Annotated in this window: 18 protein-coding genes; 2 read left to right on the top strand and 16 right to left on the bottom strand. The window is 49.9% G+C overall.

Annotated elements, in window-relative coordinates; translation table 11 throughout:
- Positions 1–546 precede the first annotated feature (546 nt).
- From F8N36_RS09160 to F8N36_RS09090, 15 genes are all read right to left on the bottom strand, one after another.
- Complete coding sequence (locus tag F8N36_RS09160) at positions 547–2,631, bottom strand: glycosyltransferase (protein WP_291332493.1); 2,085 nt, start codon at positions 2,629–2,631, stop codon at positions 547–549.
- A gap of 191 nt (positions 2,632–2,822) precedes the next feature.
- Positions 2,823–3,857 (bottom strand): phosphotransferase, encoded by a 1,035-nt coding sequence (locus F8N36_RS09155; RefSeq protein WP_291332492.1) that lies wholly within the window; start codon positions 3,855–3,857, stop codon positions 2,823–2,825.
- 3 nt (positions 3,858–3,860) lie between these two features.
- Positions 3,861–4,538, bottom strand: coding sequence for a hypothetical protein (locus F8N36_RS09150; protein WP_291332491.1), 678 nt, complete (start codon positions 4,536–4,538; stop codon positions 3,861–3,863).
- Positions 4,539–4,567: 29 nt separating this feature from the next.
- The gene (locus F8N36_RS09145; RefSeq protein WP_291332490.1) at positions 4,568–5,494 is read right to left on the bottom strand and encodes a transketolase C-terminal domain-containing protein; all 927 of its coding nucleotides are present in this window, start codon (positions 5,492–5,494) and stop codon (positions 4,568–4,570) included.
- Positions 5,491–6,330: a transketolase gene (locus tag F8N36_RS09140; RefSeq protein ID WP_291332489.1), complete on the bottom strand. Its 840-nt coding sequence runs from the start codon at positions 6,328–6,330 to the stop codon at positions 5,491–5,493. The genes F8N36_RS09145 and F8N36_RS09140 overlap by 4 nt, the downstream gene beginning before the upstream one ends.
- Positions 6,314–7,387: a radical SAM protein gene (locus F8N36_RS09135; protein WP_291332488.1), complete on the bottom strand. Its 1,074-nt coding sequence runs from the start codon at positions 7,385–7,387 to the stop codon at positions 6,314–6,316. The genes F8N36_RS09140 and F8N36_RS09135 overlap by 17 nt, the downstream gene beginning before the upstream one ends.
- A 6-nt stretch (positions 7,388–7,393) precedes the next feature.
- On the bottom strand, positions 7,394–8,857 hold the full coding sequence (locus F8N36_RS09130) for a PfkB family carbohydrate kinase (protein WP_291332487.1): 1,464 nt from the start codon (positions 8,855–8,857) through the stop codon (positions 7,394–7,396).
- 1 nt (position 8,858) lies between these two features.
- Positions 8,859–9,461 carry an SIS domain-containing protein gene (locus tag F8N36_RS09125; RefSeq protein ID WP_291332486.1) on the bottom strand — a complete coding sequence of 201 codons (603 nt, stop codon included), beginning with the start codon at positions 9,459–9,461 and terminating at the stop codon, positions 8,859–8,861.
- A gap of 4 nt (positions 9,462–9,465) precedes the next feature.
- A complete protein-coding gene (locus F8N36_RS09120; RefSeq protein ID WP_291332485.1) occupies positions 9,466–10,464 on the bottom strand; it encodes a GDP-mannose 4,6-dehydratase in 999 nt (332 codons plus the stop codon).
- Positions 10,461–11,210, bottom strand: a complete 750-nt coding sequence (locus tag F8N36_RS09115; protein WP_291332484.1) for a nucleotidyltransferase family protein — start codon at positions 11,208–11,210, stop codon at positions 10,461–10,463. The genes F8N36_RS09120 and F8N36_RS09115 overlap by 4 nt, the downstream gene beginning before the upstream one ends.
- A 31-nt stretch (positions 11,211–11,241) precedes the next feature.
- Positions 11,242–11,931, bottom strand: a complete 690-nt coding sequence (locus tag F8N36_RS09110) for a class I SAM-dependent methyltransferase (protein ID WP_291332483.1) — start codon at positions 11,929–11,931, stop codon at positions 11,242–11,244.
- A 333-nt stretch (positions 11,932–12,264) separates the two neighbouring features.
- Positions 12,265–12,915, bottom strand: a complete 651-nt coding sequence (locus tag F8N36_RS09105) for a transferase (protein WP_291332482.1) — start codon at positions 12,913–12,915, stop codon at positions 12,265–12,267.
- A 1-nt stretch (position 12,916) separates the two neighbouring features.
- Positions 12,917–13,669, bottom strand: a complete 753-nt coding sequence (locus F8N36_RS09100; protein ID WP_291332481.1) for an SDR family oxidoreductase — start codon at positions 13,667–13,669, stop codon at positions 12,917–12,919.
- Positions 13,666–13,893: a phosphopantetheine-binding protein gene (locus tag F8N36_RS09095; RefSeq protein WP_291332480.1), complete on the bottom strand. Its 228-nt coding sequence runs from the start codon at positions 13,891–13,893 to the stop codon at positions 13,666–13,668. The genes F8N36_RS09100 and F8N36_RS09095 overlap by 4 nt, the downstream gene beginning before the upstream one ends.
- Positions 13,883–15,049, bottom strand: a complete 1,167-nt coding sequence (locus F8N36_RS09090; RefSeq protein ID WP_291332479.1) for a ketoacyl-ACP synthase III — start codon at positions 15,047–15,049, stop codon at positions 13,883–13,885. Before F8N36_RS09090 ends, F8N36_RS09095 begins: the two co-directional genes overlap by 11 nt.
- A 1,099-nt stretch (positions 15,050–16,148) precedes the next feature.
- Here F8N36_RS09090 and F8N36_RS09085 point away from each other — a divergent pair.
- Positions 16,149–17,252 carry a DegT/DnrJ/EryC1/StrS family aminotransferase gene (locus F8N36_RS09085; RefSeq protein WP_291332478.1) on the top strand — a complete coding sequence of 368 codons (1,104 nt, stop codon included), beginning with the start codon at positions 16,149–16,151 and terminating at the stop codon, positions 17,250–17,252.
- Between the two features lie 206 nt (positions 17,253–17,458).
- Here the strand turns inward: F8N36_RS09085 and F8N36_RS09080 are convergent, their stop codons facing one another.
- Positions 17,459–18,358 (bottom strand): GGDEF domain-containing protein, encoded by a 900-nt coding sequence (locus F8N36_RS09080; RefSeq protein WP_291332477.1) that lies wholly within the window; start codon positions 18,356–18,358, stop codon positions 17,459–17,461.
- 873 nt (positions 18,359–19,231) lie between these two features.
- Here F8N36_RS09080 and F8N36_RS09075 point away from each other — a divergent pair.
- Complete coding sequence (locus F8N36_RS09075; protein ID WP_291332476.1) at positions 19,232–21,706, top strand: glycyl radical protein; 2,475 nt, start codon at positions 19,232–19,234, stop codon at positions 21,704–21,706.
- Positions 21,707–21,806: the final 100 nt, after the last annotated feature.

Here is a 21,806-nt window from a genome sequence, read left to right as displayed (position 1 = left end):
TGAGAATAATCCTGTTTTACAGTAAATATTAACAGTATGGCTTAATTATTATTTTTTGTGTTGCCCCACGGCTTGCTCTGCTAATATGGTGGGAGTTCTGCTGACATGGGTTCTGTTTGTGCGGAGCCCTTGCGATATCAGCTGCACGTTCGATACTCCTGCCGCCAGTCCCTGTCTTTCGTGTGCCAACTCTGTATTGACTGCTTTGCCAAAAAATAATGCCCTTATCCTTTGTATACAACGGCTTAAATGCGAAATTCTTAAGGGGGATCGAGGGCAACCCCAGATGTGGGACAAGGAATTGTTGCTGGTCGCCGTGGCATCTGCAAAGGCATTTCCTGGGGGATGCCTCAGACACGATGCGTTTTTGAGATGCTGCAACTCAACAGCTTTTGAAACGGGTCGGGCTGCGTAGTTTGGCTTTTCAGCAAAGGCTGCCTCATGAATCCAGTAAGGCCAGGTCGCAACTCCACTACAAACAGTAATTTGGCCGTGCAGAAGCATTTCATCATTCACACCGTTATGGGGAGCGTTTGCCTTAGAATCCTATGATCCCTGTATCTTCTTCAAAAAATCCTGTCCGAATTCCGGACAGATGGATATGCCTTTCTGAATCAATGAATCATCGCCTGTCTGCATATAAATTTGTACAAAGTCAGCCAAAACACCCATGGCAAGGCGGCAAAAATCATCGTAGTGCCGATTTTTGAAGTGCCTGTTCAGGGTGTTGTAGGTGCGCAGTTCATTAAGTCCATGAACAGCTCTATGGTCGACGTGGTCACCTTCGGCTGAGGCGTAGAGCGATGCGGCATGGCGACGATAAACGCTCATATGCTCTTTGAGATAGCCAATGAGGCCTGTTTCGGCGTGCAACAGATGCCAGTACCAATCACTGGGAACAAGGGTTGGGTCAAACCAGTCAGGCAGGCCATCTGTAAAGCGCCAGCGGTACATCACAGAATTTGTCTGCATGAAATTGGCAAAAAGCAGATCTTTAATTGAGTAAAACTGGCGAACACCCCCCCGCAAAATGTTTTCCGGAGGATATGTGCGTGTTGGTGAACCGTCTTCATAGGTTACGTTGACAGGGTGAAAACACAGCGCGCACTCAGCGTGTTTTTCAAGAAAATCATACTGTTTTTGAAGTTTGTGCGGATCTGTAAAATAATCATCCCCATCACAGATAGCAGCATATTTAGTATGGCATCTACCAAACAGTGTTTTTACGTTGTCGCCCCCGTTATGTCGTGGAAACCTCGGAATAAAAACGGGTTTGATATGCGCAAAGCGCCGGGCATAGCTCTCAATAATATTTTGTGTGTCATCGTCTGAACCGTCATCAACAATTATATGCTGGATGGGAACAGAACATTGCTGGTCAATGATGCTTTCTATATTTTGGGCTATGTAGTCTTTTGCGTTATATGCGAGCGTTAGTACGCTGATAACGTATTGAGTATCTTGATACTCTTTTTTTGTCTGAAGTTTATGGTTGAGATGCTGTTTTATGCATATCTGTTCGTCAGTTAATGATTTGAATTCTGTTTCCATGCAGTGGGATATCCACTGCTTTTGCTCTACGGATAAAAGATGGATGCATTTTTCAATGTTATCTGCAGATAGCGTGTGCACTGGTTCATTGGGAGTTTCCACAGGATTTTCCGGGCCAGCCTGCATGGCCGCGCTGATTTCCGGATATAGACGGCATAGTTTGTCATTGCCGTCCTGCCCCAGTTCCAATGCTTTTTTCCGCATTGAGGCTGGACTGAGAGGCTTCAGCGAAAAAAGACCCTGCATTTCGCCTTGGCGCAAGGAGGCTAGCACGCTCTGATGCATTGAAGATTGCCATGCATCGGCGCAAAATTTTGTCTGCACTCCTAACACCTGAAAGGCGAAAGGGAAGGGTGGCGGCAACGTCAAGGCCGCAAAACGCAAACAGTCATGAGATTTCAGCGTGGTGTTGTCTTGCGCGATCGATTCAGGTGTGGACAACCCGCAACTGTGCAGAATTGACTGCACAACAAACTGCTCGTCTGCGTCTGTGTGTCCAGGTTTCCAGAGTACATGCGGTTTGCATAACGGAATGCCGTACTTATGGGCGCTTTCGGACAGCCTTGTCCACGCTAACAGGTAATTGTATTTTTCTTGTGTAGGTTGAAAAGACTCTGGCGACACGCTGTGCCACATGTTGAGGCGATAAAAAAACTCCAGTGAATCTTCCTGGTGGAGCATGGGAAGTATTGCTTGAACCTGAATTGTTGAAATATCCATAACTTCCGCAGCTGTTTTCCAAAATATGTCCCAGCTGACAATGCTGTTTCTTAATGAAATAAGTGTATTGTCTTTCTGTGTGAGCTTTTTTGCTATGTCCTTCCAGAATGTTTTGAGGCACGAAACGTAATAATTGCGGCTCTCGATTGATTCGTAATTTACTGATTTGTTGATGAGCTGAGAGAGATACGCATGCGATTTTAATTGTGTTATAATGTCATATTGAGTGTTTGAGTATGACAGATTTGTTTCTGAAATGTTATTATGTAAATAGCGGTGTAACGTATTTTCACAGCTTCCATATGGAAATATGTGCAAATATAGTGTGTGTTTTTGTGTGTTGTCAGAATGTGTTTTCATAATCTCTCCATGCTCTATGTTCGCAAGGACGTATTAGTAATATCTGAAAATCAAGAGCACTGAATTTATTTATAGCAAGCGCAACATGATAAATACGTTAATATGCTAGCGGCAAATGCTGTCTTATGGCGATCATGCCGGTTGTTTTGGCTGTTATTTAAGATATGAATTATATTATTTAAATTCATTAGTTATTTAAATACGCCGTGCATATCTGCGTAGCTTTGAGCCTTGTGCATCTGAATTTCCAATTTATCTGCCCCTGAATTTTCCTCATTGGAAAATTCTCTTCGCAAGGCATGTAATTTAATGAAATCGTTCAGTATAATGCAGCACCATTTGATCCTGTGCAGCGGAAGGAGCATTTTGGCCCGCTGCAGAATTTTTTTTGCATCAAATGTTTCCAGAGAGTCCGTCATAGTCTCCAACTCGTCTTCCTCCACTGGAATTTCCGGCTGGCAGACAAAATCGCACACGGTCTTTACGGGGTCATCCCGACCTGCATACTCAAAATCCACAAAAACTACGCCGTCCTGAATCCTGAGGGCATTGTGAAAGCCGAAATCGGAAGGCGAAACTATAAAGTCGTGATGGCAAAGCGGTTGGCGCAGGGCATCTGGTTCAATAAGGGATTGCGCCATACTCATGACCGAGTTCAGTGCCGGAACAAGCCCTTTTACGGCAAAATCTCGAGCCTGCAGTACTATTGGGTTGGTCTGGGCGGCCATCAGAGCTGTTGAAAGTGCTTCTACACGGCGTTGAGCCAAGACCATGTGGTCCCATGCACTTGTGCAGGCATCCGCTGCAAAAGGCAGTTTCGCTGCCTGCGGGACTGATGAGCAAAGGGCCAAAGCGCCCAGCAAGGCTGCGGCAGATTTTATGTCTTCGCTGGAAACCTGCCCTTTTTTTACTGGTGCCCCATCTATCCAGCTGTACAACGCCATACCGCTTTCCCAGTCAGAAGCCAGCGGCAGAGGAACTCCCCCGATGCCTTGGTCCCGGCAAAATTCAAGGAATGCGTATTCCGCCCCCAGCCTGTCTCTGGTGTCATGGGGGTGGCGAAAGTAGACTTTTAAAAAATAAGAATGTCCAAGAGTACGCACATGGTAAGAGCGGTTATTTTTGCCGAAAAAAATGCGTTCAAGCCCAACGAAGTGCTCACCCGTTTTTTGCAGATAGTCGCGCAAAAATGGTTGCGGAATGCTGGTAATTAACGGCTCTTCCATAGCTTACTGTCGGGTTGAACCAAGGGGCGCAGATTGGGCATCGGCGCAATCCATATCGGCCTTGGTACCAGTGTGTTCAAGCAGGCGCATTTTGATGGAGCTCCACTGGGAGAACGCATTCGCAAGCAGGGGCGTCTCGGAACGGGCGTTTTTTTCATGCGGGTCAAACAAAATGCGTTTTGTGTTCTGCGGAAAGTCCGGGTGGCAGAGGAGTTCCGGGAGATCGTCAATAAAGTATGCACAGCCAAGCGCGTCAATGCGCTGAAGCTTGGACTGCAGAGTTGGTTCCAGAAAAACCTTTTCGGGTGAAAGCATGCCCTGTGCAAAGAATTGCCAGGCCTCAAGCCAGCCCAACGCCGCAAGGTGCAGATCGTATTGGGGGCCGCGGTAGGGAAAGCGCGTTTTATGGCTGATTACATATACCCCATAACCAGCCTGAAGCAGTGCAGCCACAGTTTCTCTCGCGCCGGGATACGGCTGTGCCTTAAGAATCCCAGGGCCGTAAACATGCCCCTGAAGAAGTGTAAAGTCTTCATCTCGCCCGAGTGCGCGCAAGGCATCGCGCACCGCCTGCTTGCCTGATTTCGTTTCTGGAGGCAGTAGCTGCCTTCTTATCGCCTCGTTGTAAAAGAGGTCATCATAGTTGACTAACGTGTTGTCAAAATCAATGCCTACAATCATAATAATCTCTTATGATTCATGTGGAGTGGCTATGTTGCAGCAGATGCAATAGTGCTGCACACGTCTGAAACGGTCAGGCCAGAGAGTTGTTGTGCCCAGGCTGCGTTGCCGCCCTGCGTATAAAACACGTCTTTTGCTCCGCAGCGTACAAGGCGCGCCTTGGCGGTGGTGGGGTGTTGCATGCTGAGCCATTCTGCAACTGCAGACCATGCGCCGCCTGAGGGAACATGTTCTTCCAAAACCGCAACCACTTTCTTGGTGGCAAATATCCGCTGAAGCAGAGCCGTATCCAAGGGCTTTACGGTATGCAGGCTGACTACCTCTGTCGCAATGCCCTGTGAGGACAGAATTTGCGCCGCCTCAACCGCGAGCGGCAACAATGTGCCCACAGACAAAAGGCAGGCATCCTGACCTTCACTCAATGAAATGCCCTTGCCCAGAACAAACTCTGGTGGAGTCGCATGGACAATGGGCTCGTTTTTTTTGCCCAGCCTAAGGTAGGCAGGCCCCCCATGGTGCAGCGCCGCTCTCAGCGCGCAGCGGGTTTCAACGGCATCTCCGGGGCAGATTACAGTCATATTGGGCAGGCTGCGCATCCAGGCTATATCTTCCAGCGAATGGTGTGTTGGCCCCAGAGAGGCGTATGAAAAACCTGCGCCCACGCCAACCACAATGACGGGAAGATTTTGAAGGCAAATGTCGATGCGCACCTGTTCCGCACAGCGCCCGGGATTGAAAGATGCTATGCTGTATGTGATCGGCAGCAAACCGGCTAGCGCCATGCCAGCCGCAATCCCGGTCATATTGGCCTCGGCTGCGCCGCAGTTGATAAAGCGATCTGGAAAGCGCTTTTTAAACGCATTAAACAGATTATTGCCCATATCGCCAGAAAGGAGGACGACACGCTCGTTTTCTTCGGCAAGGGTCAGCAGTTCGGCGGCAAAAGCGTTTCTCATGAGAGCCCCAGCTCCTCGCGGACAAGATTCATTTCGGCTTCATTGGGTATGCGGTAGTGCCAGTTGTTGTCATCTTCCATAAAGGAAATTCCTTTCCCCTTTATGGTGCGGGCAACTATGGCCAATGGGCGTGTGCCGGTGCCGACCTCTTGGAGGGCAGCTTTAAGCGTATCCGGATCATGGCCGTCCAGCTCAACCGCCTGCCACCCAAATGCACGCCATTTGTCGGCCAAAGGCTCAAGAGCCGTGATTTCGTTGCTACGGCCTGTTGCCTGCCAACGGTTGGCATCCACAACTGCGCACAGGTTTGCGGTTTTTTGCGCTCCTGCCAGCATGGCAGCTTCCCATACGCTGCCTTCATTGCATTCGCCATCACCCATGATAACACAGACGCGGAAGGGGACGCCTTCTATCCGGGAGGCCAATGCCATGCCAAGTCCAAGAGAAAGCCCGTGCCCCAATGAACCAGAGGCGTTCTCTACACCATGCATCGCCCCCAGATTGGGATGCTCCTGCAGGCCGCCGTTTTTGTTGAACGCGGCAAACAGTTTTTCACGGCTGAAAAAGCCGCGTTGGGCCAAGGCGCAGAACAGAGCAGCAGCGCAATGCCCTTTGCTGAAAACCAGCCTGTCCCGCGAGGGGCTTGCGGCAGTTTCCGGGCTTATGTTCAGCCCCCCGTTGTAGGCGGCTGCAAGTATGTCCGCACACGACAGGCATGAGCCGATGTGCGCCGCACGCGCGGCATGGGACAATGAAATGATGTCAAACCGAAGCTGTCTGGCAATCGCGTTGAGATCGGGCATGGCGTCCTCGAAATGTTCAGATAAAATTGTCATGAGGGTACGGATGCCGCAAGCGCCAAAGGTAGCTGTTGACTGGTTCCATGCGGCAGGTGACATGACAGTTGGTTATATCAAGGCTCTCAGTGCACTGTTTTACTTTTGCACGCCTGTCGTCTCCCATCCAGATTTCTGCAAACGTCTGCTCTGACAGATTTCCGTAGCGAAATTCTTCTTCATTCAGGTGGCGCAAGCACCCCCATACGTTGGCTTCTGAATCCACGTAGGCCCAGAATGGCAATGCCAGACAGCGGTCAAAATCCATTTTTTTGGTATCCCACCGCTGCATGGCCTCGCTGCGAAAAACGACTTTAAAGCCGGGCGTTTCCTCAGCGCGAAGCGTTTCTTCCAGGTCGGCAAAATCTTCGTAGTGAAGGTGACCAAAGGGATTATGCAAGCTGAGAGGGCTGTGGGTATATGGCTTGATCACCAGATAATCCGCCCCTGCGTCACGGGCCTGGCGGGCAAAGGCAGGCAGGTTGCCCGCAAATTCCGGCAAGAGGATGCACTGGAAGCCCAACGTGCATGAATAGCCATGCCGTGCGCGTATGCTGGCTGCGGTCTCCACATTTTTTATGACCTGGGAAAAGTCTTTGGCTGCAGTGCGGTGCACGCGCGCGTATTCTTCCGCGGTGGCGGCGTTGCAGCTTACCTTGATCCATGAGGTAACAGGCAGCAGCCGTGCGGCGTGTTCTTCATCAAGAAAAACGCCATTGGTGGTGAATGCTACATCAATGCCGGATGCGTGGGCGACTTCAGCCATGCTGCAGATATCTTTATGCAGCAGAGGTTCGCCTTCGCCGGCAAACATGACGGAGCGCACACCCAGTTTTCCGCATTCACGCAATCGCTCGTACATGACGGCAGAATCGAGGAAGCGTTTTTTGTAGCCCATAAAGTCCATGCTGCAAAAAATGCATCGGTGATTGCAGGTCCCCGAAGGGGATATCTCGATATAAAGCGGAGCAATGGTTTCGCCATTAAGCCATTGGCTGACCCGCTCAGGATGAAGATGCAGCTTATGACCGTCTATATTATATTTGTCTGAGCCCATGACCGTTTACCGCCAGTGTTGTAGGCATGCGACAATTTCGTCCGCTGAAAGCGGCACATTGCCCTGCCGTCCTACCTGAATGCCCGCCGCCACCGATCCCAGACAGGCAGATTCCCATATGTTGCCGCCAGCGGCCAGAGCCAGACTGGCAACCACCAGTAAAGAATCGCCTGCGCCAACTACATCACGTGCCGCAGGGTTCAAAGCTGGCAGCTGATCCGTTGCGGAGCTGTCCTGCTGTACGAGAACCCCAGATTCACCCAGGGTAAGTATGACATTTCGGGCTGTTGCCTTTTTTAACAGCAGATCCGCCAGCACAACCAGACCCGCCTCAAAATCGTGTACAGCCAGCCGTGCTTCGCGCTCTGTGGGGGTCAGAAGGTGGGTAGAGCGGAAACGTGAAACATCTCCCATCTGCGAGGAGGACTGGCTGTCTGCTGCAATCAGGGTTTGTTTGGCGTTTGCCCATTCCGTCAATTGGTCCACCAGCGGTTGGGGCAGGCAGCCATAGTTGAAATCAGAAAAGATGAGCAGTTGTGCTTTTGCCACTTGAGGGCGAAGCTTTGCCAGCATTTCTTCAGTCAGTTTTTTATCAACTCCATGTTGCCTGAGATGGCTGACGCGCAACATGGTTTTTCCCCGGCAGCGAAAGCGTTGCTTCAAGGTAGTGGGACGCGTGGAGTCGGAAAAAAGGTCGCATGTAACGCCGTAATCCTGGCATTTTTCGCTGACAAATTCTGCTGCGTCGCCTTCTCCGCAAACGGCTGCAAAGTTTACACTGGCTCCCAGGCCTGCCGCATGAGCGGCGACAATTCCAGCACCGCCAAGGTATCTTTGCGTATCAATCGGCGTAACTACAACGGTGGGGTCCTCTTGAGACATCCCCAATGCATCGCAATTGATATATTCATCAACAATAACATCGCCAACAACGCATACCTCTACCTTTTTTATGCGCTCAACAAGATTTGCGAGTGACTGCACTGAAAGGGAATGGCGGTCCATATAGGCATGAGGCTGGATCAGGCGTGTTGATGCCTGAACCGGAGCGGCAGAAACGCAATCCATGGCTGAGGGAAGCGGCTGGCCCGATGAAAAGATCAGCTTTCCGCCAATTTCTTCCAGCACCTGCCATTCAATGTTTTCAGCCTGCTCATGTTCTTTGCCCTTGATCACAAAATCAGGGCGAAGCGCACGCAGGGTCTCGCCCAGCGGGTCGTTCACCATGCAGGCGTAGTCAACCATGCTTAAGGCCTGCACGTTGTACAGCCTGTCCTGTTCATCAATGTCTGCATTGAAATCATTGCGGGGCAAAACACCCACTACGAGCAGGTCGGCCATTTCTTTTGCAAAACGCAGCAGTCGAATATGCCCAGGGTGGATAACCTTGAAGTTGCCTGAAACAAAACTGATACGCTGCTGCGCGTGTTGACGTCGAAAGGTGCGCAGGATGGATAGTAATTGTTCCATATTAAATCCTGTTGGTCGTCAGCATGTCCATCCAGCAATGCAGGATAGCAGCGTGGCAGCTTTCCGCCAGCCCATAGCTGTGAGTCTGCACAAATATATTGCAGTCGCCAAAGTTTCGAAGCGGGTTATCTTCAGAAAATGCAGAAACTGTGGCTATATAAGCACCTTTTTTTCGCGCTGCTGAAACCGCATGTAAAATGTTGGGAGACCGCCCAGAGCTGCTTATTGCAACGAGCATGTCTGTATTTTTCATGCATTGCTGTATGGGCAGCATAAAAACTTTTTCGTATCCTTCGTCATTGCCCATGGCGGTGAGCATGGATAAATCAGTGAAAACGCGTGTTGTAATGCAGGCATTTTTCATTATGTCTGCAGCGCAATGGCTGGCAATTGATGCACTGGCGCCATTGCCAACGAATACAATCTCACCCTGCTCACGGCACTTGATTGCCGCATCTCTCCACAGTGCCAGGGCGCTGTCCATATCCATCTCCAATCCAGAACCATCGGTGGCGCAAGATTCGGATAGAAGTTTTTCAATGGTGGAGGCATAGCATTGCCAGTTTTTGTAGGCGTTGCTTTCGGATTGTTTGCCGATGGACATGGAACTACGCCTTGTGTTTGTATTGTTGCGGCATTTTATTTAAAATATGAATATTATTTTTTACCCATATTATTACTTCATTGATACCTTTTTGAAGGTCGAATGTCGTTTTCCAGTTAAATTTATTCTGCAATTTAGAAGAGTCTAGCAGGTACGCTGCATCCTTACCAAGCCGTTCTTCGCCAGATATTACATGTTTGTCAGAATCTACTTTCATTTCTTGCGCTATGAGGAGCACAAGATCGCGGATAGACAGAATGTCGGGACTTGATATGTGGAATATTTCTCCAGCATCTGCCATTGTCATTATTTTCCATGTGGCATCGCACACATCCGCAATATGGATAAAGGAACGCACGGATTTACCACCGCCATGCAGCGTTATTGTATCTCCGGCAAGAAATTTAAGTATGGTAAGCGGAATGATTCTGTATAGCTGCTGGCAAGGGCCATAAACATTGGCGGCACGGGTAAAAACCACGGGAAAATTATATGCTTTGAAAAAGCACATCAGATTCATGTCGGCGGTAGCCTTTGAGACCGCGTAAGGAGTGCTTGGGGTGTAGCAGGTGTTTTCCTTAATGGCTTCACCCGCTGTTCCGTACACTTCTGGCGTTGATATCTGAACAAATTTTTCCAGCCATGAGCATTTTCTGAGCCGGTCATGGAGAATGAGGGGGGAGAGGGCATTGGTTCGGAGCCACTGCTCGGGATGCTGCCAACTCTCTGCAACCATGCCCTGCGCTGCAAAATTGACAATGTATGAAGGCTGATCTTCAGACATGCGCGCAGTGAGGGCATCAAGGTCGTGATTGAGATCTGCCTGCAAAAAAGAAAAGCCTTCGGGCTGTTTGCCGTGTTCATCATAATACGGCAAAAAAACAGGATGTGTCTCTGGGGAGCGGCTAACCCCAGTCACGGTAAATCCCTGTTTCAGGGCATGCTTAACAAAGTGTGCACCAGAAAAAGAGTTGCTGCCGAGAATGTAGATATGCTTGTTCATTTTTGCAGGTAACCTGGAGAGTCAAGGTCATTGTGAGTGGATTGCAATACTGCAAATTCCTTCTGTGCCGCAATATAACTTTTTACAGTGCCAATATCCCGGTGGTACGTTACATCTTTAAAGGTAAAGATTTGCCCAAGGCACTGAGGAATAAGATCCAGGCTGATATCTGGATTCTCTGTTTTGCAGTTTTCCAGCAGGGGCAAAACCTCTGGTTCCATCAGGTATACGGCTCCGTTTGCTGATGTCTCTTTAATTCCAGGAACTTTTTCGTGAAATTCCTGCACGACGCCCCGGCTGTCCAAAGATACAATGCCGCAGGATTCGGGAGTTGGCGTTTCAAAAAGCAGCATGGTCATGAGGCAGCCCTGAGGTCTATTTGAATGTGCTGTTAGAAACTTTGCCATATCAAAAACACTCAGGTTATCCGCGTGGGCAACAAAGAACGTTCCCGTTAGCAATTTTTTTAAAGCAAGTATCGTGCCGCCTGTGCCCAAAAGTTCCTTTTCGTGAACAAGCACAACGTCCTTGCTCAGTGGGGATTTCTGCACATATTGTTCGACCTGTTCAGCCAAATGATTCGTGTTTATTATAATTGGGCCAAATTCTGCCTCGTGGCATGCTGTAATCCAAAAATCGAGCAGTGGTCGGCCCCTGATAGGGACCATGCATTTAGGTATATGGTCTGTTAATGGGCGAAGGCGTGTTCCCTTTCCTGCTGCCAACAAAATTGCGGGTATCGACATTGAACATCGCCTTGAAATGAAAGTGTGCCTGTTAACAGCCTTGCAGATTCTTTTTGCTTGCGCATATTGCCATAAGGTAGTGGCTCATTGGCGCATAGCCAGTATGAATGACCTCATCATTCATGGAAAAAAGAAAAACATGCTGAAAATACTGGGCAAGGCTTTCTTTCAGGGTTGCGGCGGATTTCAGGTTGATATGCCCTTTTTTGCTTATTTCTGAAGCATATTGGTTTGCAGTAATATTCGGCGTTCCAATAATGCACACGCCGTGATCAGTCATTGATGCAACAATGTTTTCCAGGAATTTTTTTTCTTCACCTGGTTCGACGTGCTCAATTACATCGAGGCTGTACACGGCATCAAATACTTTATCGGGATGGTTTTTTGTAAAGTCATGGCAGCCAAATGACAGCCGCTCTCCAAATTCGTTCATTGCCCTGTTCTGTTCAATGACAATTGGTTCGATATCAACAGCGTGCAATTCGCCCACAGTTTGCAGTATTATAGGTGCGCCAACGGCATCTCCGCAGCCGACTTCAAGAACGCTGTTTTTTCCTTCAAGCATTTTTGCGCAAAATTTATACCTTGAAAGTGTAAACAGCAAATGGCGAGGGTCGGTTCTTATACTATGGCTTGTTCTTGCACCGAGGCGATATGCAGATTGTGTCTGATATTGTTCATAGAATTCGTGCTCATAATCAAATACAGATGTCTTTTTCATTTGTGTAATCCTGTTTTATATAGATATTTCGCCATGGTGTACATCACGCATAAGTGAATTTGATTCATGGGGCAGATGTTTTTCTGCTTTCGGAATGTTATCCACATCGGTAAATCCACTAAGCTTTCGTATTCAGTATGTCTCTTTTTTTAGGTTTAACGCGTATCAAATGATTAAATTAACTGTAAAAAAATACTTAAATAAAAAACTGTTATAATGTGATATTGTGACGAATGCTCTGTTCTGCGCTACCATGCGCTCCTGTGATCCAGATAAAAATACAGCAAGAATTTTAAACACACAGTTCGGAGCATAATGGAATCTGTGGGTTTATTAAACTGTACCAATTGTTAGTGCAGGATTGCCCGCAAGGCGGCAATTGTTGCGGCAACCTTTGTATATTACGCTGGATGGAGCAATGATATTGTCGTCCCCGATACGCGCGCCCGGCAACAGGGTAGTGCGCGCTGCAAGAAGATTTCGCGAGCCTACGCTGCAATTGCCAAGAATGAGTGAGAACGGGCCGACAAAATTATAATCTCCCACTGTTGCATCGTGCGAGAGATTGACTGCACCGTTAAGATAATTGGCATTGCCAAGCGATACATCGCAAAAAACCGTGCTATTGCGCTGAAAAATGTTGGCCTCACCTACATTGCTATCAGGATTAATGTCTGCCAGTGGATGGCACAAAGTAAAGAATGAAGCCCCACGCGATTTCATGGTCACATAGACATCTTCACGTAAATTTGGATTGCCTATACCAATGACAAAAATATCTTCATCATTAATGGAATAATCGAGAGCATCACCCAGAAACATGTTCTGTAGTTTTTTCAGATCGCCGCTATAATTACGCCAGGACAGGAACCCATGAAATCTGCAACGCGTCTTCAGGCTGGCATCTGCCGCGCACATGTCCTGAAAGAGCCAGTAGCATTCGCGGGCTGCACCAGAGTTGCCAATAATTTTGAGGCGTTGCATATCAGCGGCCTCCGGCAAGCATAATATTTTGCCCTGTAAGCCAGGATGCTTCTTGTGAAAGCATGAAGGCAGCCATGTTGGCGACATCTTGCGGTTTGCCAAAACCAAGAGGGTAGAGGGGCTGTTCCTTTTCCAGAAATGACTGCCCAAGTTGCTCTACTGTTGCGTCCATCATGGGTCCTTGCACCAGACCGGGAGAAATGCAGTTAACGCGAACTCCGCGCGGGGCCGCTTCTTTGGCAAGGCATACTGCGCCCGCAACCAGCGCTGCCTTGGCTGCGCCGTACGCCCCTTGCCCGGGATTGGGCGCAACTGCGGCAGCTGCGGCAATGAAAACAATTGCCGCGCCCGCGCCAGTATTTGCGCGGCGGTCGCAAAAAGCGCCGCCAAGCAGCAGGGGCGCATGGCAGCACAAGTCAAAAAGCTGGCGTGCTTTCGTCAGATCATAGAGGGCCATTGGGGCGTTCCAGGTTGCCCCTGCGCTGCATACAAGGCCGTGCAGGGGGCCGAACTGACGGCTCAGCCCTTTGAGCCATGCGGGCAGGGCATCCATGTCCGCCGTCATATCGCGCGGCGCAAGCAGCATGCGCGATGGATCGGCTGATTCATTTCGTACCTGCTCCAGCCGTTCTGTAGCACGGCCATTGGCAAGCACAGTGGCCCCGCGCTCGTTGAGCAGCAAGGCGATGGCACGGCCTATGCCAGAGCTGGCACCTGTGACCAGAATGCGCTGCGCGGCGGAAAATGTCGTCATGCCTCAAAACCGGGCACCAGAAGGGCAACATCGCGAACGCATTTCAGCGCGTGCAACTGGTCAAAAGTTACCGTGATGCCAAGCTTTACGTCGAAATAGGCGATCAGGGCCATCATGGCCATCGAATCCCATTCCTCTATTCCTTCCAGAGTCGAATCCATGGCAATGTCGGAATCACTTTGGATGACGTCTTTAAATATATCAATAAATTCATTATGTTGCATCACGTTCTCCTTGAAGGTATTTGCACCAGAACCTTACCTGGGCTTCCGGGGATGCAGATTCGGAATCGGGGGCAGGTACGCTCAGCACTGGAGCACATGCGCAGTTTGCCGCTTCCCACAGGCAGGAGGCCCATGTGAGGCCGATGCCGTAACCGCAAAGCATGATTTTGCGCTTGCCGGTGCTTCCATCCTGACCAAAGAGGTCACAAAGCGAGGCAGGGATGGAAGCTGAGGAAAGGTTGCCGTAGCGGCTGAAAGTTTCAGACGGTGTTTTTTCCAGTGGCAGGCCTGCCTTTCGCGCGATTTCGCTGATAATCTGGCGATTGGCCTGATGCAGCACAAAGTAGTCTATGGTCGCAGGGTCAGCGCCGCTTCGCGCAAGGAATTCACGGATATGTTCCGGGATTACCCGCAGGGTAAAATTGAAGACTGCCGCTCCATCCATGTAAGTATCGCAAAGCCGCCAGGGATAGCCGTCGGCCCCTTGAATATCTTCAAAAAATGCGCGGTTGTTTTCAAATTTTTCTGAAAAAGGAACCCGTGCCCTGCCGCCGGGCTGAATAATATGGGCAAAGCCAGCTCCGTCTGTGCCGATGGAAAAAATCAGGGGAGCAGCGTCCACATCCCGTGTGATAAGCGTGGCGCTGCCAGCATCGCCAAAAATGGGGGCCATGATCCGGTTGCGCGGGTCGCGCGGCCTGTAGGGCGCATCGCCCACCAGCAGCAGAACCGAGCCGCAACTGCCGGAGGCTACCATGGTTCCTGCAAGCCAGAGGCCGTAGACAAAACCAGCGCAGCCTTGATTGACATCAAAGGTGGCGCAGGATTGCGGCAGGCCAAGGCGGTGTTGCAGGGCGCAGGCCGTTGCAGGCTGGTCAAAATCTGGCGATTGCGTCACAAAAATAAGCGCGTCTACACGCTGCTTTTCTTCAGGATGCGCGGCAAACATATCTGTTGCAGCGGCCTGACACAGGTCTGACGCGGTCTGGCCGGGAAAGGCCACCCTGCGGCGGTCAGTGCCGATCATGGATTTAGCCCGTTCGGCCTTTTTCAGGCTGCCGCCATAGTATTCCAGTTCATCCTCAATGCGGATTTCCTGTTGCGGTACAGCCGTGTGGATGGCTGCTATGCGTGCTCCATGAAGTTGTGCGAACACGATTTTTTCTCCTGAGCTGGGCACATTGGGGCAGCTGCATTATTGGCAGAACTGGCTGCGCGCTTTGCAATGTGCGGATAAACTCGCGGGGCGAGGGCTGCCGCAGGGCCTTGGTTACGTCGTATTTTTGGCTTTGGCGCAGTCAGAACATATATTTCGCTGAGTCTTTTGTACTGGCTGCTAAAAAATAAGTAAATAATCTCGAATGATTATTTTGATAAATGCTTGGCGCAGTCACGGTTTTGGCCTGTAGTGCGGGCCCCCGATAGCCAAATACAATGCATGAACCGTGCCTTCTGCAAAATATTCAATCAGCCCGCTTGGGGGGGCTTAATGTGGCCGTCATTGCACGAATGGCTTCCACGCGTACTGCCAAGCTGCCCATGTTTCAGTGGTCAGCTATGCTGCAATAGATACGTTCACTGCTGAAATATTTACAGATACTGTACGCGTGCCTTTTATGAATCGCAAGATGGTCACCCCTTGGGGCTGTCAGTTCAGTACTGTGAGAGCCATACCTATGGGGCCTTAACAGCAACTAACTGCATTTTGCGTATGCGACACGGTGTAAAAAGTTTCCTGCTGAGGCGATTTATTACCGTCAGTATGGTTTGTGACGCCATTATTCACTATAAGTCACTTGAAAAACAAATTTTTTTGTGCACCATGCTTCTGAGCGGTATCCGTCCGTTTCAGTCTGTTTAACCGTTATCGCAATCAAAAAAATCTGCCATGGGCATCCCGTCTTTTAAAGGGGTGCTTATGCGTTGAGAAAGCTGCACCTGTCTTTATAAATATGGCAGTCAGGCCTGCCTGTCTGTTATCGGGGCATTATTGCCGATACATAATTTTGTGCTGTAATCGAAAATATCGTTCTTCACCATGCTCAATGAATCAGATAAAAACAGGATCATCCAATGCCGTTTTCTTGGCAAAGCCAATAAAATTGATTATTAACGAATAGCTGTATAATGTTAATCAGGCCCTTATTTTTCCAGATTTTTATCCAGAATTGATTTTTCCATTTTTATCTGTTTTTTTAACATAATATCTTAATAAATACTACGCGTCCCCACGTGCAAACAGGGAACATCAATCTATGGAAAACAAGCTCTATGTCACAAAATCCAGATTACCCGATAAAGAAATTTTTTTTCGTCGGCTGGAGGAGGTTTTTCAGACAGCCTGGGTAACAAACCACGGTTGCCATGTCAGAAATCTGGAAACGTCTCTTTGTGATTACCTTGCGGTTGATGAACTCCTGCTCTGCAACAACGGCACTACGGCCCTTATGCTGGCCTTGCAGTGCGCAGGCCTTGCAGGGAAAAAAATTGCACTAACACCGTATACCTACGTTGCAACACTTTCTGCCATTCTCTGGATGGGCTGCACGCCGGTTTTTGTGGATGTTGATCCTGAAACCATGTGCCTTTCTCCTGAAAAACTGCGCAAATGCCTTCAGGATTCTCCTGACATAGCTGGCGTTCTTCCTGTGCATGTTTACGGTCTGGCCTGCGATGTGGAATCCCTTGGCGATATCTGCCGCGAGAACGGCCTTCCGCTTATTTATGATGCCGCGCAGGCTTTCGGCTGCCGCTATGACCGTAGTGGTTTGTTGAACTACGGTGATTATTCGGTCTGCAGCTTTCACGCCACCAAGCTTTTTCACACGGCCGAGGGGGGCTGTGTTGTGTCCCATTCTGCAGCTGCTCATCAGGCACTGTCACGCGCCAGGGCATTTGGTCATGAGGGTGATACCCACTATTGCCTGGGCATCAATGCAAAGATGAGCGAACTCCATGCGGCCATGGGCCTCTCGCTTCTGCCAGGAACGGAGGATGAGATCGCGCGGCGCAAGCGTGTGCATACCACCTATGATACCTTGCTGGCGGGCATGAATCTGGCTTTCCCCAAGCGCAGCAGTAAGCTGGATTGGAACTACGCCTATTATCCGGTCTTGCTGCCCGACGAAAGCAGCCTCTTGCGGGTGCAGGATGCGCTGGCTCAGCAAGATATCTACACGCGCCGGTATTTTTATCCTGCGCTGAATACCTTGCCCTATCTGAAGGCCGAATGGCAGATATCGTGCCCGGTGGCAGAGAATCTGGCCAGTCGCGCCCTTTGCCTGCCCATGTACGGCGATCTTGAGGAAGAACAGATCGCGAGGGTAGCTGCCAGCCTCGGTGAGGCATTGGCGCATTAGGGCTGTAGCCGGTGGCAATTGAAATGCTGTAAATACTGAGCCCCGCACACTGGCCCATATGCTGCGGTTAAAAGGCGGACGGTCAGACATCCCCGTAGCTGGGTTGGGGCTGACCGTCCGCTGTTTTTGCTAGGGGGAATCTGCGCAGGCCGACCAAATGTCTCAGCCGTGCTGCCCCTGAACCCCTCGCAGCAATAAGCCGGTGGTTATGGTTTGGGGCATTCCTGTTTGTATTTGTACATGCTGGCGTCGGCCCGCGAGATGGTGTCCTTGATACTGGCATCAGTGTCTTTGTCAAAAGCGGCAATGCCATACGAAAACGAGAGGCTGTATTCCCCAAAGGTAATCTGCTGTGCCTCCGCACACAGATCAAGCATGGCTGTTTCCAGGGCTTCTGGTGTCAGGTCGTGCAGAAGGGTAACAAATTCGTCACCGCCAATCCTATACGTTTCGGCTTTGCCCTTGAACCTGCGCAGCAGCAACTGCGCCATGGAGCGTATGTACTGATCGCCTGTGGTGTGCCCCATCTGGTCATTGATGGCTTTGAGCCTGTTGATGTCACAGGTAAGCACCAGCAGATTGGGTTGCGGGGTGCTGTCACACAGCGTGTGCATGGCAAGTTCATAGGCGTTACGGTTCAAGGCGCCGGTAAGCAGGTCTGTGTAGGCAAGCCACCTGTACAGGGGAATGGAAAAGCTGCGGATCAGCAAAATGGCCACCAGCCCCACCGAAATGGCAACGCAGATGCAAACAATTATTCCGTACCGTTGTGAATTTTTGGTATTTTCAGAAAAATAGCTGCCGTCAAATTCGATGGCCAGAGCGCCCACTGTTATGCCGTTCTTTTTAATGGGTTCACACGCGGGTATGACCATGCCCCATGATGTGTCAAGAATCTCTGTTCCGTGAACAATTTGTCCATCAAGGCATTTATTCACCACTGGCAAAATTTCTTCTTCAATGGGTGACCCGTAAGGGCGAAAATCGTCGTCTGTGTCCGGCAGGCCATCAACAACATATATGGCATTGCCATCTGAGTTGCGCTTAACTGTGTACAGATAGCGTACAGATGTGATCTTGCGTACATTGTTAAGCTCGCTCTGCACAATATTGTACAGTTCAGAATCAGCTATATTTCCCTTGTTAATATTTATGAGGCTTTCTGGTGGGATAAGTTCAAGGAGCAGAGAAAAAATTGAATCTGTCCTCATGACAGTTATCAATTTAAGCTCCATATTTCTATAATAGTTGAATATGGTAATAAGAGAAGCAGTTGTAATAAATATTGCAATAACTACAAGAGCTAAAATTTTTAATTCAGCTCGAGAAAATGCTTTATCAAACTTGCTGCGTGAAATTGAATCATCATAGTATTTTTTCAGCATGGTGCATTCTCCTGTACGGAATATGCGTGATACAACCAACTAATTAACTACAGTAAATAATAGTTTTTATCAACTTGAATAAAATTAAGAAATAATTAATATATTGCATATAGGATAATAAAGCTTGCATATTCAGTATAAATACAGGTTAAATATGAAATAAATTTATATATAAAGTTTAATAATCATGCTTTTTCCTGTCGTTATTTTTTGTTTTGCCTGAGTGGAGGCCTAATTGCATATGATGGCAGGGTAGAAACTGGGCAACTATTCGATTTATCAGTCTGATTTTAGGTGATGCAGTGGGGTTTGCAAGAGCCGGGTCATGTCCGCTTGTGAAAAGTGTTTTTTTGCACTGTTGCAAAAAAACACTTTTTTATTTTATCATTTTATTTTGGTATGTTATGCAAAAAATGTTGCAAATTTACAACAATGGTGCCGCCTGTTATTTTGCTAACCTTTTTAAAATAAACATAAAAATTTAATGAAAACATAGTGTTAATGACAATGGCACGGATGATGCTCATAGGGAGGCATTGAGATGAATATCACAAGCATCTCGCTTGAAAATAATCACCATTCAGGAGTTTCATCATGAGTCAGTGCGGTTGCTGCATGTCCCCCCAGGAAGATCGCGTTGTTAACAAGAGCGTAGACCGGAATGGCCGCGAGCGCGTTTATGGCATTCTGGAACAGAACCAGTTTACCTTGCCCCACGTGGACGTTGAACGCGCCAAGTATTTCACCGAATCCATGCGTGAAACCGAAGGTGAGCTGCTGACTCTGCGCTGGGCCAAGGCCCTCAAGAATGTGGCCGAAAAAATCACCGTCTACATCACCCCCAACCAGCTTATTGCTGGCCGCGTGGGCAAGTTTGGTCGCTACGGCATTCTGTATCCCGAAATCGACGGTGACTTTTACCGCGAAGTGCTCGCCGACCTCGAGCACCGCGACAAGAGCCCCTTCCAGATTTCGCAGGAAGACATCAAGGTCGTTATGGAAGAGATCGCTCCCTACTGGGAAGGCAAGACCTACCACGAACACCTCAACAATACCCTGCCCGCCGAAATCCGCAACGTCACCTATGTTGACGAACGCGGCCTCAAGTCCAAGTTTGTGGTGAGCGAAACCTCTTCGTACCGCTCGGCCCTTCAGTGGGTGCCGGACTACGAAAAGGTCATCAATCGCGGTTTCCTCGACATTCAGAAAGAAGCCTGCGAAAAGCTGGGCACCCTTGACCTGACCAACTCTGTGGACCTGTGGGACAAAAAGCCTTTCCTCGAAGCCATGATCATAGTGTGCGACGCCATCATGATCTGGGCCAAGCGCCACGCCGACCTGGCCCGTGAACTGGCCGCCAAGGAAGGCAACGCCAAACGCAAGGCCGAACTTTTGCAGATCGCCGAAACCTGCGATCACGTGCCCGCACACCCTGCCCGCAGCTTCCGCGAAGCCATGCAGTGCCAGTGGTTTGTGCAGATGTTCTCGCGCATTGAACAGAAGGCCAGCGCCATCATCTCCAATGGCCGCATGGACCAGTACCTGTACCCCCTGTACAAAAAGGATATCGAAGAGGGCAAAATCTCCCGCGAAGAAGCCAAGGAACTGCTTGAATGCATGTGGGTGGACATGGCCCAGTTCATTGACCTGTACATCAACCCCACAGGTGTTGAATTCCAGGAAGGCTACGCCCACTGGGAAGCCGTGACCATCGGCGGCCAGACTCCCGAAGGCGAAGACGCCACCAACGATCTGACCTACCTGTTCCTTGAATCCAAGCGCGAATTCCCGCTCAACTACCCCGACCTTGCCGCGCGTATCCATTCCCGTTCGCCCGAACGCTTTCTGCGCGAAGTGGCCCTGACCATCAAGGACGGCTCTGGTTTCCCCAAGCTGATCAATGACGAAGAGGTGGTGTTCCTCAACACCATCAAGGGTTGCCCGGTTAACGAAGCTCTGGATTACGCCGTTTCGGGCTGCACCGAAACCCGCATGCCAAACCGCGATACCTACACCTCGGGCTGCGTGTATGTGAACTTTGCCACCGCGCTTGAAATGACCATGTACAATGGCCGCATGCAGCACTACGGCGAAGAGGTCGTGGGCATTGAAACGGGCGAAGCCACCAGATTCAAGAACTGGGAAGAATTCTACACCGCCTATCAGGCCCAGCACCTCAACTTGCTGCGCAAGGCCTTCCAGCAGCAGCACGTGGTAGACAAACTGCGCCCGCAGCACTTTGCCGCGCCGCTTTCTTCCGTGCTGCACAACCTGTGCATGGAAAACCTCATGGACCTGCACTGCGAAAAGATTCCCGGCGGTGTGGACTACTCATACTTCGAATTTCTGGGTTACGGCACGGTGGTAGACTCCCTTGCCGCCATCAAAAAGCTCGTGTTTGAAGAAAAGCGCCTGTCCATGAAGGAAGTTGTGGAAGCCTGCAAGGCTGACTTCAAGGGCTACGAACCCGTGCGCGAAATGCTGCGCAACGCCCCCTGCTACGGCAACAACGATCCCTATGTGGACAGCATCGCCAAGGACGTGGACCGCTTTACCCAGGTGGAAGCCGAAAAGAGCTCGCGTGACCGCGGCGTGCATGTTGACGTGCGCTACGTGCCCATCACCTCGCATGTGCCCTTTGGCAAGGTGGTTTCTGCCACTCCCAATGGCCGGCATGCCTGGACCGCTCTTTCCGACGGTTCCTCGGCTTCGCACGGCGCAGACAAAAACGGCCCCACCGCGGTGCTGCTCTCCAACTACCATTCCAAGAACTACGGCATGGTCAACCGCGCTTCGCGCCTGCTGAACATCAAGCTGTCGCCCAAGTGCGTTTCTGGCGATGACGGCACGCAGAAGATCGTCAACCTCATCCGCACCTGGTGCGATCTCAAGCTGTGGCACCTGCAGTTCAACATTGTGAACAAGCAGACACTGGTCAACGCGCAGAAAGACCCCGACAACTACCGCAGCCTGCTGGTGCGTATCGCAGGTTACAGCGCATACTTCTGCGATCTTTCCCGCGATCTGCAGAACGACATTATCGACCGCACCGAGCACGCACAGTTCTAAAACCTGCTGTGGCGGGCAGCCGTTGCCCCTTTCCGGCTGCATAACTCTCCTTGCCGGAACAGACTGCCGCCCGCCACAATTCTCTCCAAGCCTTCAGTCC

This window comes from Desulfovibrio sp. (genome assembly GCF_009712225.1).
In the GTDB taxonomy this organism is placed as follows: domain Bacteria; phylum Desulfobacterota; class Desulfovibrionia; order Desulfovibrionales; family Desulfovibrionaceae; genus Desulfovibrio.
Note: the sequence above shows the minus strand (reverse complement) of the source record. Positions and strands in the feature narration are given on the sequence as shown.

Coding starts and splice junctions, on each gene's coding strand:
- F8N36_RS09160 (WP_291332493.1), bottom strand. CDS start 2,631: ATGAAAACACATTCTGACAACACACAAAAACACACACTATATTTGCAC.
- F8N36_RS09155 (WP_291332492.1), bottom strand. CDS start 3,857: ATGGAAGAGCCGTTAATTACCAGCATTCCGCAACCATTTTTGCGCGAC.
- F8N36_RS09150 (WP_291332491.1), bottom strand. CDS start 4,538: ATGATTGTAGGCATTGATTTTGACAACACGTTAGTCAACTATGATGAC.
- F8N36_RS09145 (WP_291332490.1), bottom strand. CDS start 5,494: ATGAGAAACGCTTTTGCCGCCGAACTGCTGACCCTTGCCGAAGAAAAC.
- F8N36_RS09140 (WP_291332489.1), bottom strand. CDS start 6,330: ATGACAATTTTATCTGAACATTTCGAGGACGCCATGCCCGATCTCAAC.
- F8N36_RS09135 (WP_291332488.1), bottom strand. CDS start 7,387: ATGGGCTCAGACAAATATAATATAGACGGTCATAAGCTGCATCTTCAT.
- F8N36_RS09130 (WP_291332487.1), bottom strand. CDS start 8,857: ATGGAACAATTACTATCCATCCTGCGCACCTTTCGACGTCAACACGCG.
- F8N36_RS09125 (WP_291332486.1), bottom strand. CDS start 9,461: ATGTCCATCGGCAAACAATCCGAAAGCAACGCCTACAAAAACTGGCAA.
- F8N36_RS09120 (WP_291332485.1), bottom strand. CDS start 10,464: ATGAACAAGCATATCTACATTCTCGGCAGCAACTCTTTTTCTGGTGCA.
- F8N36_RS09115 (WP_291332484.1), bottom strand. CDS start 11,210: ATGTCGATACCCGCAATTTTGTTGGCAGCAGGAAAGGGAACACGCCTT.
- F8N36_RS09110 (WP_291332483.1), bottom strand. CDS start 11,931: ATGAAAAAGACATCTGTATTTGATTATGAGCACGAATTCTATGAACAA.
- F8N36_RS09105 (WP_291332482.1), bottom strand. CDS start 12,915: ATGCAACGCCTCAAAATTATTGGCAACTCTGGTGCAGCCCGCGAATGC.
- F8N36_RS09100 (WP_291332481.1), bottom strand. CDS start 13,669: ATGACGACATTTTCCGCCGCGCAGCGCATTCTGGTCACAGGTGCCAGC.
- F8N36_RS09095 (WP_291332480.1), bottom strand. CDS start 13,893: ATGCAACATAATGAATTTATTGATATATTTAAAGACGTCATCCAAAGT.
- F8N36_RS09085 (WP_291332478.1), top strand. CDS start 16,149: ATGGAAAACAAGCTCTATGTCACAAAATCCAGATTACCCGATAAAGAA.
- F8N36_RS09075 (WP_291332476.1), top strand. CDS start 19,232: ATGAGTCAGTGCGGTTGCTGCATGTCCCCCCAGGAAGATCGCGTTGTT.